11 protein-coding genes are annotated in these 12,949 nt (G+C 69.3%); 9 read left to right on the top strand and 2 right to left on the bottom strand.

Features of this window, described 5'->3' with window-relative positions; translation table 11 throughout:
• The 5 genes from FHS87_RS22495 to FHS87_RS22475 all read left to right on the top strand — a co-directional run.
• On the top strand, window positions 1-345 hold a 345-nt coding region (locus FHS87_RS22495), incomplete at its 5' end, for an SMP-30/gluconolactonase/LRE family protein (RefSeq protein WP_184521913.1).
• Window positions 346-396: 51 nt separating this feature from the next.
• Window positions 397-1,146, top strand: a complete 750-nt coding sequence (locus FHS87_RS22490; RefSeq protein ID WP_184521909.1) for an IclR family transcriptional regulator — start codon at window positions 397-399, stop codon at window positions 1,144-1,146.
• Window positions 1,147-1,555: 409 nt separating this feature from the next.
• Complete coding sequence (locus tag FHS87_RS22485) at window positions 1,556-2,860, top strand: class-III pyridoxal-phosphate-dependent aminotransferase (RefSeq protein WP_312862077.1); 1,305 nt, start codon at window positions 1,556-1,558, stop codon at window positions 2,858-2,860.
• A complete protein-coding gene (locus FHS87_RS22480; protein ID WP_184521907.1) occupies window positions 2,857-3,876 on the top strand; it encodes a phosphotransferase enzyme family protein in 1,020 nt (339 codons plus the stop codon). The genes FHS87_RS22485 and FHS87_RS22480 overlap by 4 nt, the downstream gene beginning before the upstream one ends.
• Window positions 3,877-3,903: 27 nt before the next feature.
• A complete protein-coding gene (locus tag FHS87_RS22475) occupies window positions 3,904-5,490 on the top strand; it encodes an ABC transporter substrate-binding protein (RefSeq protein ID WP_184521904.1) in 1,587 nt (528 codons plus the stop codon).
• An 18-nt stretch (window positions 5,491-5,508) separates the two neighbouring features.
• On the opposite strand, the gene qhpR is transcribed toward FHS87_RS22475, so the two are convergent.
• Window positions 5,509-6,534 (bottom strand): AraC-like transcriptional regulator QhpR, encoded by a 1,026-nt coding sequence (gene qhpR, locus FHS87_RS22470; protein ID WP_184521902.1) that lies wholly within the window; start codon window positions 6,532-6,534, stop codon window positions 5,509-5,511.
• Window positions 6,535-6,731: 197 nt separating this feature from the next.
• Here qhpR and FHS87_RS22465 point away from each other — a divergent pair, with 197 nt between their 5' ends.
• From FHS87_RS22465 to FHS87_RS22450, 4 genes are all read left to right on the top strand, one after another.
• On the top strand, window positions 6,732-9,038 hold the full coding sequence (locus tag FHS87_RS22465; RefSeq protein WP_184521899.1) for a penicillin acylase family protein: 2,307 nt from the start codon (window positions 6,732-6,734) through the stop codon (window positions 9,036-9,038).
• 111 nt (window positions 9,039-9,149) lie between these two features.
• Window positions 9,150-9,947, top strand: coding sequence for a molybdate ABC transporter substrate-binding protein (locus tag FHS87_RS22460; RefSeq protein WP_184521896.1), 798 nt, complete (start codon window positions 9,150-9,152; stop codon window positions 9,945-9,947).
• A 44-nt stretch (window positions 9,948-9,991) separates the two neighbouring features.
• Window positions 9,992-10,972 carry a Bug family tripartite tricarboxylate transporter substrate binding protein gene (locus FHS87_RS22455; protein ID WP_184521893.1) on the top strand — a complete coding sequence of 327 codons (981 nt, stop codon included), beginning with the start codon at window positions 9,992-9,994 and terminating at the stop codon, window positions 10,970-10,972.
• Between the two features lie 153 nt (window positions 10,973-11,125).
• The gene (locus FHS87_RS22450; protein WP_184521890.1) at window positions 11,126-12,241 is read left to right on the top strand and encodes an IS630 family transposase; all 1,116 of its coding nucleotides are present in this window, start codon (window positions 11,126-11,128) and stop codon (window positions 12,239-12,241) included.
• 516 nt (window positions 12,242-12,757) lie between these two features.
• On the opposite strand, the gene FHS87_RS23535 is transcribed toward FHS87_RS22450, so the two are convergent.
• The coding region (locus FHS87_RS23535) for a hypothetical protein (RefSeq protein ID WP_221300308.1) at window positions 12,758-12,949 on the bottom strand (192 nt) is incomplete at its 5' end.

The following is a 12,949-nucleotide window of genomic DNA, read 5'->3' as shown; positions in this document are numbered from 1 at the left end:
GTCACGCGCGCCAACCAGATCTGGCGCCTGCCGCTGCACGCCGATGGCAGCGTCACGAAGGCGAGCATCTTCTGCCACCTCCACGGTGGGCCGAGTGGGCCGGATGGGATGGCCCTGGACGCGGAAGGTTGCCTCCTCGTGTGTCACTCAGGGTTTGGTACAGTCTGGCGCCTCTCGCCCCGGGCGGAACCCCTGGCACGCATCGCTTCTTGTGGCGGATGGTCCACCACCAACCTTGCCTTCCGACCAGGCACAGCCGAGCTCTTCATCACGGATTCGGAAACAGGCAGTATTTTGCACGCCAATCTTCCAGCGCCAGGGCTGGGCCTCCACTCTCATGCCTGAAAAGGGGAGTACGGCTTGATGGGGCAGGTTCACCGGCCTATCGATACAGGAATGACCAGCTCCTCTCGCACAAAGCCGTCACTGGAGGGCGTGGCATCCGCCGGCCGCGCCCTGACGGTACTCTCGGCGTTCCGCCGGGGCGACGATGCCGTGTCTCTGGCAGAGCTGGCCGAGCGTACAGGGTTGGTGAAGAGCACCATCATGCGTCTGACCCTGACGCTGGAAGAACACGGCTTCATTAGTGCCCTCCCGGACGGATCCTACCGATTAGGCGCAGAACTGTTCCGCCTGGGTTCGCTGTACCAGCAAAGCTTCCGCGTTGAAGCGCATGTCATGCCCGCACTAGAAGCTCTAGTAGCTGAGACAGGAGAGAGTGCCGCTTTCTACGTTGCTGATCGTCAGAAGCGCCTTTGCCTCTTTCGCGTCGACTCTCCGCACCCGCTCCGCCTGCATGTGCGGCAGGGCGATCGCTTACCCATGGATGGGTCTTCGATCGCTCAAGTCCTTCGCCTTTTTGGCGCCGTGCCACTCCCACCGGAGGCCGTGAGGACACCGGTCCCGTTCTACACAGCCGCTGCCAACGATCCTCACTCAGCAAGCATGGCGACGCCGGTCTTCGGGCCAGGTTCTCACTTCGCCGGAGCACTGTGCCTGACGGGGCCGATCACGCGCTTCACGCGCAAAGCGGCAGATGCCGCTACCCCGGTGCTCTTGCGCGTCGCGGCAGACCTGACCAAGAGCATGGGCGGTACACCAGTCTCCGAGTTGGCAACGTCACTCCGCCTTACCCGAACCGGCTAGAACACTCTGGAGGCGCAGGATGACAGGGCCACGTGAGTGAAACCTTCGCCTCCCCGACCCAAGCAGGGGCCGACCATTCCCGACCTGCTACCCCTCGTTGCCCTGCCTGCATTTTATGCGTTGGGCCTCGTCGGCAGCCTGCTCCTTGCCGGAGCCGCGCTCGGGGTTGGTCACACTGTCGTCGCCCCGCACGTCCGAATTTAGACCATTATCGTGCCTAACCTTCTTCCTCAATAATCTGCTGCATGCGGATTGCTCAGCTATAAAAGGATGAACTCGGAGAAAGATGCCTACGGGTGATTTCCGAAGGTCTTCGCACGCTTGACCTCTGCGCCTCTGCTTTCCCGGATCAAGAATCCGTCCTCGCCGATCAATCCATTTTCCGGCCCGCCTCCCTAGCATGTCCGAGGTGCCCGACGGCACCGTGACGCATCAAGGCTGGACCATGCCCGATCCCTTCCTGCTCGGCTTCCAGGACAAAGCGGCGATGCTGGACGCCTCCGCCCGCTACTGGAACCCCGACAAGACCCGCTTCTGGCAACAGGCCGGCGTGCCGCTCGTCATCGGCCAGCGGCAGGGCTACGAACTGACGGACATCGATGGCCACCGGTTGATCGACGTTCACCTGAACGGCGGCACCTACAACCTCGGCCATCGCAACCCCCGGCTGGTCGACGCCCTTGTCGAGGCGACGGGGCGGGTGGATATCGGCAACCACCACTTCCCCGCGCCCGGTCGCACCGCCCTGGCCCAGCGCCTGATCGAGACGGCCGGACCCGGCTTCAGCCGGGTCGCCTTCGCCACCAGCGGCAGCGAGGCAATCGACCTCGCCATCAAGAGCTCCCGCTTCGCCACGGGGCGGCGCCGCATCGTCTCGCTCCGCAAGGCGTATCACGGCCACACCGGCCTCGCCGTCGCTACGGGGGACGAGCGCTTCTCACGCCTGTTCCACGCGGACCGGCCGGACGAGTTCGCGCAGGTCCCGCTGAATGACCTCGAGGCCATGGCGGCGGCGCTGCGGGCGGCGCCAGTCGCGGCGGTGATCATGGAGACCATCCCGGCCACCTACGGCTTCCCCATGCCCCGCCCCGGCTACCTCGCGGCCGTCAAGCGGCTCTGCGAGGAGACGGGCGCCCTCTATATCGCGGACGAGGTGCAGACTGGGCTGATGCGCTCCGGCGAGCTCTGGGCGATCTCGCGGCACGGCGTCGTGCCGGACATCTTGGTGACCTCCAAAGGCCTTGGCGGCGGCCTCTACCCGATCGGCGCGCTGATCATGGCCGAGGCGCCGAGCGCTTGGCTGGAGCGCGACGGCTTCGCGCACATGTCCACCTTCTCCGGATCCGAGCTCGGCTGTGCGGTGGCGATGGCGGTGCTGGACATCACCCTGGACCCGAAGACGGTGGCCAACGTCGCCATGGTTTCGGGGCGGATAGCGGCTGGGCTGGCCGATATACGCTCGCGGCACGGCAACTGGCTCACGGGTATCCGGCAGGAAGGCGTCATCATCGGGCTTGAATTCGCCGACCCGGAAGGCGCCAAGCCAGTGATGGGTGCCCTCTACGAGCGTGGGGTCTGGGCCATCTTCTCCACCCTCGATCCCAGCGTGCTGCAGTTCAAGCCGGGGTTGCTGCTGACCGCGGCGCAGGTGGACGACATCCTGGAGCGACTGGAGGACGCGGTGGCGGCGAGCAGGCCGGAGACGCTGCGGTGACGGCCGGGACCGCCTCCGTCTGGGCCGCGGGCGACTGGCATTGGGAGGCGAACGGGGCCGCGGCGCTGCCTCTCTACGGCCTGCCCGCCGATGCCCCGTTGACCCTGCTCAGCTTCTCGGAAAACGCCGTGTACCGGGTCGACCTGCCGGAAGGCGAGCGCCGCATCCTGCGCCTGCACCGCCCGGGCTACCGCACGGGCGAGGAGATAGGATCGGAGCTAAGCCTTATCGCCACGCTCCGCGACAACGCGGTGCTCCGCTCCCCTGCGGTCCTTCCCACCCTGGCGGGCGAGCCGATCGGCGCCTTCGGCACGCCCGGCCGGACCCAGCTCGCCGTGCTGTTCGAGTTCGTACCCGGCGCGCCGCCTGACGAGACGCGGCTGCCGCAGGCTTTCCTGCAACTCGGCAGCGTGGCGGCGCGGCTGCACGCGCACGCGGCGGGATGGACGCCGCCGCCGGGCTTCGTCCGCCCGGACTGGGACGTGGACACGGCGATCGGCCCGCAGGGCATGTGGGGCTGCTGGCGCGACAACCCGGAGATCGGCGAGGCGGCCCGGGCGGTGCTGGAGGCGGCCGACGCGAAGCTGCGGCGTGAGATCGCCGCCTACGGCCGCCCGGAGGGCCGCTGGGGCCTGATCCATGGTGACATGCGCTTGGCTAACATCCTCGTCGACGCGGCGGGGCCCTGCCTCATCGACTTCGACGACTGCGGCTTCGGCTGGCACCTCTACGAGCTGGCCTGCGCCTGTTCCTTCATCGAGCAGCGCGAGGATCTGGACGACATCGTCGCCGCCTGGCTGCGGGGCTATCGCGCGGTGCGTCCCCTGGACCCGGCGGACCTCGCCGCCGCCCCGGCCATGCTCCTGCTGCGCCGCCTCCTGCTCGTCGGTTGGTTCGCGACCCACACCCACTCCGCGGAGGCGTGCGCCCTTGCTCCCGGCTTCGTCGCGGACTCCGTGGCCATCGCCCGCCGCTACCTCGCCGACGGCTACCTTCGCCGCGGCTTGGCCGCCTGACGCCCCACTTCCAGGAGAACCCTCGCGATGCAGCGCCGCTCCCTCCTCAGCGCCCCCCTCGGCCTCGCGGCCGGAGCGGGGCTGTCCCGGCCCGCCCTCGTTGCCGCGCAGGGTCAGCGCGTGCTGAAGTTCATCCCGCAGTCCGACCTCGTGGCCCTCGATCCCGTTTGGACCACCGCCTACGTCACGCGCAACCACGGCTACATGGTGTTCGACACGCTTTTCGGCACGGACGCGAACCTGCGCCCCGTGCCGCAGATGGCGGAGGGCGCGACGACGGAGGATGGCGGCCGCACTTGGCGGATCGTCCTGCGCCCCGGCCTCACCTTCCACAACGGCAGCGCGGTACTGGCCCGGGACTGCGTGGCCAGCATCCAGCGCTGGGGCCGGCGCGACGCCTTTGGCCAAGCCCTGCTGGCCGCGACGAACGAGCTGAGCGCGCCGGACGACCGCACCGTCCTGTTCCGCCTGAAGGCGCCCTTTCCGCTGCTGCCGAACGCGCTGGGCAAGGCGCCTTCCTTCATGTGCGCCATCATGCCGGAGCGGCTGGCGCGGACGGACGCATTCACCCAGATCACAGAGATGGTCGGCTCCGGCCCCTTCCGCTTCGTGGCGGAGGAGCGGATGGCGGGCGCGCGGGCGGTGTACCGGCGCTTCGAGGGCTACAAGCCTCACGAGGGCGGCACGCCCGGTTGGACCGGCGGCCCGAAGATCGCCCATTTCGACCGCGTCGAGTGGAACGTGGTGCCCGACCCCTCCACCGCCGCCGCCGCGCTGCGCTCCGGCGAGGCGGACTGGTGGGAGTTCCCGCTGGCCGACCTCATCCCCCTGCTGCGCCGGGACCGGAACGTGCGGGTGGAGGTGACGGACCCCACGGGCCTCATCGTTACGGCGAGGATGAACGCGGCCGCCAAGCCCTTCGAAAACCCGGCCATTCGCCGGGCAGTGCTCGGCGCAGTGAACCAGAAGGACGTGATGGAGGCGCTGGCGGGCAGCGACCCCAACCTCTACCGTACCCCGGTCGGCGTCTTCTGCCCCGGCACGCCCATGGCGAGCGACGCCGGGATGGGGACCCTGACAGGCCGGCGGGATCCCGCCGCCGCGAGGCGGGCGCTGGAGGCGGCGGGCTATGCCGGGGAGAAAATGGTCCTGCTCTCCGGCACCGACCAGCCCACCTCCAAGGTGCCGGCCGAGATCCTGGCCGACGTCATGCAGCGGATCGGCATGTCGGTCGACTACCAGGCGACCGAGTGGGGCACGGTGGTGCAGCGCCGCGCAAGCCGCGAACCCACGGACCGCGGCGGCTGGAGCATGTACTGCTCCGCCTGGAGCGGGACGGACCACATGGACCCGGCCGGGCATCTGATGCTGCGCGGCAATGCCGGCTTCTTCGGCTGGTTGCAGAGCGACCGGCTCGAGACGCTGAGGGACCAGTGGTTCGCAGCCCCCGACCTCGCCGCGCAGCAGGCGGTGGCGCGCGACATCCAGCGGCAGGCCCTGGAGGTGGACGTGCCCTACCTGCCGCTCGGCCAGTTCATCCAGCCGACGGCCTATCGTGGCCTCACCGGCGTGCTGCCCGGCTTCGCCGCCTTCTGGAACGTGCGCCGGGCGTAGCCGCACCGGCAGGCCGGCTCAGCCGGCCTGCCGGCGCCACTGGCGGGGTGGCATTCCGTACCAGCGCGAGAAGGCGCGGGAGAAGGCGCTGATCTCCGAGTAGCCGAGCCTGAACGCCACCTCGGAGACGGTGAGCTGCCCTGCCGCAAGGTGGCGGGGCGCCGCTTCCATGCGAACCGCCTCCACTAGATCCTTGAAGGTCGTGGCCTCCTGCGCCAGGCGGCGCTGGAAGGTCCAGCTCGGCTGGTCCAGGGCGCGGGCGACCTCCTCAAGGCGCGGGTAGCCGTCCGGGAGCAAGGTCTCAACGACCAGCTTCGCCCGCTCTCCCAGGGTCGCGGGAGGAACCGGGCCCTGAGCACGCAGCTGCTCCAGGCTGTGCCGGACGACGTTGAGCAGCATGGCGTCGCCCTGGGGCATCGGCGTCGCCAGAAGCGAGGCGTCGAAGACGAGGGCGTTGTGATGCTGCTCGAAGAGGGTCTCCGCCCCGAAGGCCTCGCGGTGCTCCATCCAGCCCTCCGGGCGCGGATGGGCGAAGTGCACCTCCAGCGGCGCCCAGCGCGGCCCGAGCGCCACGCGCAGGAGGTTGCGGAACATCCCCAACGACAGCTCGGCGTCGTGACGGCGGCGGGTAATGCGCGGGTCGCACACCGCGTAGCGCAGGACGGCGAGCCCGTCTTGCCGTTTCAGTGCGAAGAGGCTGTTGGCCTGATGCAGCGGGAAGGCGGCCGCCATGTTCGCCAGGGCCGTGCCGAGATCGGACGAGGCGCAGCCGAGATAGCCCCAGAGGCCGAGGCTTTGCGGGGCGAACTGCTGTCCGAACCAAAGGCCGAAATTGTCGTTTCCGGTAGCGACGGCGGCGTGGTCCATGGCGAGGCAGTAGCGGTCCAGCCGGATGGGGCTGTTCGGCCGCGCGGCCTGGCCGCAGCCCAGCCCGGCCCGTTCGAGCACGCCTTCCGCGTCCCCGCCGAGCCGGCGGATGAAGTCCTCCAGCCCCGTGGTGGTGGCAGCGAGGACGGTGCTGATCGCGGGCGGTGCGCTTAACATGGTTCTGCGCCCCCCTCTCCTGCCAATGACGAATGGCGATGGTTTTACAGGCAGGGTTCGGCGCAGCAAGGATTATGCCGCGCCCCCGGGCCTTTCGGTCAAGCATCTGTATTCCCATGCCAAGACACGGGGCCGCCCTCCGGCGCAGAGATGCCTCTCGCGGTGCCCCGCGCTGCCGAACCGACCGGAGTGCTCCGATGGCCGATGCCAGTCCCGTCCGCAGCGACGCCTTCCTCACGGCGACGGACATCTGGCGCGACGCCTGGGGCATCCCCCACATCCGCGCGGCGAACGACCGCGACGCCTTCGCCGGCCTCGGCTTCGCCCACGCGCAGGACCGGCTCTGGCATATGGAGATGATGCGCCGCAAGGCGGTCGGGCGCTGGGCGGAATGGGTGGGGGAGAGCGGGGTGGCCTCGGACAGGCTGGCCCGCATCGTGGGGGCCGAGGCCGCCGCCCTGCGGGACTTCGCCGCACTGGGCGACGAGGCGCAGTCGATGCTGGAAGCCTATGCCGCCGGGGTGAACGCCTTCCTCGCCCTCCCCGGGGAGCTACCGCTGGAGTACCGGCTCCTCGGTGCCGCGCCGGAGCGGTGGGAGCCCTGGCACTCCATCGCCGTCATGCGGCAGATCGGCTTCCTGATGGGCTCGGTCTGGATGAAGCTGCTCCGCGCCGCGGCCCTCCCGGTGCTGGGCCCGGAGCACGTCGGCAAACTGCGCTACGACGATGGCGGCTGTGAACTTCTCTGCACGCCCTGGGCGGCCGAGGCGGCACGCCCGGGAATGCCGCTGGCCGAGTTGCGCGAGGCGATTGCCGACTTGCTGCGGACGGGGGCGCCCGACCTCACCGCCGGCGGCAGCAACAACTGGGCGCTCTCCGGCACGCGGACCGCGAGCGGACGCCCTGTTTTGATGGGGGACCCGCACCGCGAGCTGGAGGTGCCTGCCATGTACAGCCAGGCCCACATCGCCGGCGCCACCTTCGATGCGATCGGGCTGACCGTGCCGGGCGTGCCAGGCTTTCCCCACGTGGCCCATAACGGGGCGGTGGCCTGGTGTGTCACCGTGTCTTTCATGGACCTGCACGACCTCTACCTGGAGGTCTTCCGGGAGGACGGACTGGAAGTCCGCACGCCTGGCGGGTGGGAAGCGGTGCGGCAGCGCCGGGAGACGATCCGGGTGCGCGGGCGCGACGACGTGGCGCTGACGGTAACAGAGACGCGCCACGGGCCTGTGATCGCCGGCGACCCGCGCTCCGGCCACGCGCTCGCCCTTCGCTCCGCCCAGTTCGACGCGCCGGACCGCTCCTTCGATTGCCTGCCGCGCATGCTGCGGGCGGGCGGGGTGGAGGCACTGCGCGAGGCGACGCGCGGCTGGGGGCTGATCGACCACAACATGGTCGCGGCCGACACCGCGGGCGCGATCGCCCACTGGGTGCGGGCCATCGTGCCGGACCGCCCCCGCGCGAACGGGTGGTTGCCCGTTCCGGGCTGGGTGGCGGAGCACGACTGGCGCGGCGAGGTGCCCTTCGAGCACATGCCACACCAGATCGACCCGTCGTCCGGGATCATCGTCACGGCCAACAACCGCGTCGTGGCCGACAGGGGCTGGCCCTACCTCTCCACCGACTGCCACCCGCCGCACCGGGCGCGCCGGATCGTCGCGCGGCTGGAGGCGCTGGAGCGGCCGGACATGGGCGCGATGGAGGCGATCTTCGGCGATGTGGAGAGCCTTCCCGCGCGCCTGTTCCGGGATCGGCTGATCCCGCTCGACCTGTCCGGCCCGGTTGCCGCGCTCCGCGACCGGATCGTCGCGTGGGACGGCGCGATGCGCGGGGCCTCGGAGGAAGCCGCGGCGTATAGCCGCCTCCGCTTACATGCCACCCGGCTTGTGGCGCGGCTGAGCAGCCTGTCCGACCCCCTGCCGCATCACGGGTCTCTGATGGCATCCTCCGCGATCCTCACGCATCTTTGGTGGGCCGTGCCGACCCTGCTCCGGGACGACGACACCGCGCTGCTTGGCGGGCAGGACTGGGCCGGGGTACTGCGCGAGGCGCTGGAGGAGACAGCCGGGGACGGCGCTGACGGCGCCGCGTGGGAAACACTCCACGTGCCGCGGCCCCGTCACCCCCTCTCCTCTCTCTTCCCGGACAGTGCTGCCCTTCTGGACCCGCCCTGCGCGCCCGTCGGTGGGGATTGCGACACCGTCATGGCCACTGGTTACCATGCCGGCGAAGGGCTGCGTGCGACCTACTCCTCCCTCGCGCGCTACGCCTTTGAGCCGGGGGACTGGGATGCCTGCCGCTGGATCGTCTTCCAGGGCGTGTCCGGGCATCACGATAGCCGACACCGTTCAGATCAGAATAAAATCTGGGCGTCTGTCGAGATGGTTCCCATGCTTTATAGATGGGACAGGATAGCCTCACTGGCTACGTCTCGGACATCACTGCGACCTCGGAGCGATGCTCGTAGTCGTCCTTCCAGCCCTCCTTCGGCACGCGACTGACGTCCAGGGGCGCCGTAACGTTCGCGGCTGCTCTTGCCTGCCCGGCCGGCGCCGTTTGGAAGATTGTAGAAACCGACTAGGATATGGCGTGTGCCGGAGAGGGAACGTTCCATGAGTTCAGTCATCCCAAGTGGCGCCACGCGCCGCGCATTCCTCGTCGGCGCTGGCTCGCTGCCCTTCCTCGCCCGCCGCGCCGCCGCGTCCGAGCTCACTGTTCTCTCCTCTGGCGGCCTCAACGCCGCCTATCTCGCCCTCGCCCCCGACTTCCAGCGCACGACCGGCCATACTCTCACCTCAGTCGGTGCCTCCTCCATGGGAGCCGCCCCGGATGCCATCCCCCAGCGCCTCACCCGCGGCGAGCCGGCCGACGTTCTCCTCCTCGCCGATGGCGGTGTCCCCCCGCTTGAGGCGCGCGGCTTCATCCGCCCTGGCAGCCGCGTGGACATCGCCCGCTCCCTCATCGGCGCCTGCGTGAAGGATGGCGCGCCGAAGCCCGACATCTCCACTCTCGACGCCTTCCGCCAGACGCTCCTGAACGCCCGCTCGATCGCCTATTCGGCCAGCGCGAGCGGCGTCTATATCGAGAACGAGATGTACCGGAAGCTCGGCATCCACGACCAGGTGATGCCGAAGTCCCGCCGCATCCTCTCCGAGCGCGTGGCCGCCGTTGTCGCCCGCGGCGACGCCGAGTTCGGCTTTCAACAGGTAAGCGAGATCATCACCGTCCCCGGCGTCACCTATCTCGGCACCATCCCCGAGGAGGTACAGCCTCCCACCATCTTCTGCGCCGTCATCACCGCGAACTCGCGACAGCCGGAAGCCGCGCAGGCCCTGATCCGCTTCCTCGCCTCACCCGAGGCCGCTCCGGCGCTGCGCCGGACGGGGCTGGAACCGTTGACCCGGGGTTGAGCCCCGCCTCACCAACGACCGACGCCGTTTCAAAAAGGCCCGCCATGCCGCATCTCGCCCCGTCCCGCCGTAATCTCGTCACCCTGGCCGGCGCCGCGCTTCTGCCCGCGCCTGCGGTAAGAGCGCAGCGCACCTTTCCCAACCGGCCCATCCGCCTCGTGGTCGCCTTCGCCCCGGGCGGCAACTCCGACACCCTCGCGCGCCTGATCACCCCCAAGATGGCGGCAGTGCTCGGCCAGAGCATTGTCGTGGACAACCGCGGTGGCGCTGGCGGCACGCTCGCCGCGGGCGCAGTCGCCACCGCCCCTGCCGATGGACACACGCTGCTGTTCGACGCAGCCTCCTTCGTCGTCGCTCAATTCGTCCAGCGGAGCACCCCCTTCAACTACGAGCGCGACTTCGCGCCCGTCGGCAACGTCGCGGATGTCCCCTACATCCTCGCCGTTCCGGCGAATGCAGGCGTGCGCGACCTCAAGGGCTTCATCGACAAGGCGCGCGCGGACCGAGAGGGTACCTCTTACGGCACGCCGGGGGTCGGCAGCCCGGGCCATCTCGCCGGCGCGCTGCTGGCGCACCAGGCCGGCGTGAAGCTCGAGCACATCCCTTACCGCGGCGGCTCCGAGGTCGCGCGCGACCTCGCGGCCGGGACACTCCCGGCGGGCATCCTCACCGCGAACTCGCTCAACCCCGTCGTGCAGGGCGGGCGCGCCGTGCCGATCGCGGTCACGAGCGCGAAGCGTGGCGGCATCCCGGGCGTGCCGACGATCGCAGAGTCCGGTATCCCCGACTTCGACATCACCAGCTGGAACGCCATCTTCTGCCGCAGCGGTACGCCGGAGGAGGCGCGGCACCGGCTGGAGGAGGCGATCAATTCCGCAACCTCCGACCCCGAGGTGAGGAGCCGCTTCGCCGAGATCGGCGCAGAGGCGACCGCCGCAGAGCCTGCCAAACTTGGCGAGCGGCTGGTGCGCGAGCGGGCGCTGATCCAGCGACTCGTCCGCGACACCGGGATCAGCCTGGGCTGACCTCCTGGCCGTGGCGAGACCGGCAGGCTTCTGGACCAGCTGACACATAGGGCCGTCGCCATTCGCGACGGCCCAGGCTTGTGTCCTGGCCGAGAGATAGCTAGCCACTTCGGGTTGGCTGTGATTCCCTGCGTTCGGCAGCGGAGTTCGGCCATGGCGGCGCCGAGGGCGGTTCGGATTGAGTTGTCGGCAGCCGAGCGCGGCGAACTGGAGGCCCGCCTGCGCCGCCGGAAGGTGGCACGTGGCGACGCGATGCGGGCGGAGATCGTGCTGCTCGCCGCGGAGGGACTGAGTAACCTGGCGATCGTTGAGCGGCTCGGGGTGGCGCGCATGACGGTCGCGACCTGGCGGCGCCGTTTCGCCGAGCAACGGCTGGACGGCTTGGCCGACGAGCCCCGCTCAGGTGCCCCACGGACCGTCACCGACGAGAAGGTGGCCGAGGTGGTGACCGCAACGTTGGAGACGCTGCCGGTGGGGCGGACGCACTGGAGTTCGCGCGGCATGGCCAAAGCGGCCGGACTGGCGCCGTCCACCGTGCAGCGCATCTGGAAGGCGTTCTCGCTTCAGCCTCATCGGGTGGAGACCTTCAAGCTCTCGACCGATCCGCGGTTCGTCGAGAAGGTGCGCGACATCGTCGGCCTCTACCTCAGCCCGCCTGAGCGCGCCCTAGTGCTGTGCGTCGATGAGAAGAGCCAGATCCAGGCACTCGACCGCGCCCAGCCGCTGCTGCCGCTGCGCCCCGGCCAGGTCGAGCGGCGCACGCATGACTACAAGCGCTGCGGCACGACATCGCTGTTCGCCGCGCTCGACGTGAAGGCCGGCACCGTCATTGGCCGGTGCATGCCTCGGCACCGGGCGGCCGAGTTCCGCCGCTTCCTCGACACAGTCGAGGCCCGTGTGCCGGCGGATCTCGATATCCACGTGGTCATGGACAACGCCTCGAGCCACAAGACAAAGCTCGTCCGCGACTGGTTCGCCAAGCGGCCGCGCTGGCACGTCCACTACACCCCGACTTCGGCTTCCTGGATCAATCAGGTCGAGCGGTTCTTCGCGCTGCTGACCGACGACGCCATCCGGCGGAGCGCGCACCGCTCCACGGCGGAGCTCGAGGCCGCTATCAAGGGCTACATCGACGCCCACAACGCCGAGCCGAAGCCGTTCACCTGGACCAAGAACGCCGACGACATCCTCGCCGCCGTCCAGCGCTTCTGCCAGCGCACCCTCACCGTCCAGGCAAAGTGCATGGGAACTTCAGAGTCGGGACACTAGCTCGACGCTAGCAGCCGGCCCGCTTCGAACCGGTCTCCGTCATGGCAGCTTCGCGCCCATGTCGGTCCTCCGAGTGGCACAGTCCGCATCCAAAAAGCGGACATAGTTGACGAGCGAGTCTGACCAGCAGAACTCCGACGACTGCGAGCGTGTCGGGCGTCACCGGCGCGTCCTCGCCCTGGACAACTCGCAGCGCTGCCAGGAGGCGGGGGACGATATCCTGGGTGGCGTAGTAGTCTCGAACCTGAGATCTTCCGGACATGGGCTGGCTCCCTTTTCTTGTTCTGCGGTCGCCTTTGCGAGTTCGGCCTGATCGTCTGCGCTACGCCGCAACAGGTTCCCACTCGGCACGTCCACCGCCGGGAAGGAATCCCGCTGCCGCCTCGGTCAGCAGGCCGACACGATTTCTCTTGCACTGGCCGTCCCTAGCCGCAAATCGTAAGCCACTCGAAACAAGAGCCCGGCAGGAAATCGGCCATGCCATCCGGAGGAGCTACCGGGTTCGAGGCGGCACGGCTAATCCAGGCAGCCGCCGATCTCGGCCCCACCATCGCTGGAATGCGGGACCAGATCGAGCGGGAACGCCGGTTGCCGGTGCCGCTGGTCGAGAGGCTTAAAGCTCGGGACAAAACTTGGGTTGAGGCGTTGGGGAGAGATGGCACTCCTCGTCGCTGATGACCTTTGGGCGGTGGTGGAACCGCTGCTGCC

The sequence above is a fragment of the Muricoccus pecuniae genome (assembly GCF_014199205.1).
Lineage (GTDB): Bacteria > Pseudomonadota > Alphaproteobacteria > Acetobacterales > Acetobacteraceae > Roseomonas > Roseomonas pecuniae.
This window is presented reverse-complemented; position numbering and strand designations above follow the sequence as displayed.

What these genes read in the sequence shown, in the direction of transcription:
- FHS87_RS22490 (WP_184521909.1), top strand. Translation starts at nt 397, where the DNA reads ATGACCAGCTCCTCTCGCACAAAGCCGTCACTGGAGGGCGTGGCATCC.
- FHS87_RS22475 (WP_184521904.1), top strand. Translation starts at nt 3,904, where the DNA reads ATGCAGCGCCGCTCCCTCCTCAGCGCCCCCCTCGGCCTCGCGGCCGGA.
- qhpR (WP_184521902.1), bottom strand. Translation starts at nt 6,534, where the DNA reads ATGTTAAGCGCACCGCCCGCGATCAGCACCGTCCTCGCTGCCACCACC.
- FHS87_RS22465 (WP_184521899.1), top strand. Translation starts at nt 6,732, where the DNA reads ATGGCCGATGCCAGTCCCGTCCGCAGCGACGCCTTCCTCACGGCGACG.
- FHS87_RS22460 (WP_184521896.1), top strand. Translation starts at nt 9,150, where the DNA reads ATGAGTTCAGTCATCCCAAGTGGCGCCACGCGCCGCGCATTCCTCGTC.
- FHS87_RS22455 (WP_184521893.1), top strand. Translation starts at nt 9,992, where the DNA reads ATGCCGCATCTCGCCCCGTCCCGCCGTAATCTCGTCACCCTGGCCGGC.
- FHS87_RS22450 (WP_184521890.1), top strand. Translation starts at nt 11,126, where the DNA reads ATGGCGGCGCCGAGGGCGGTTCGGATTGAGTTGTCGGCAGCCGAGCGC.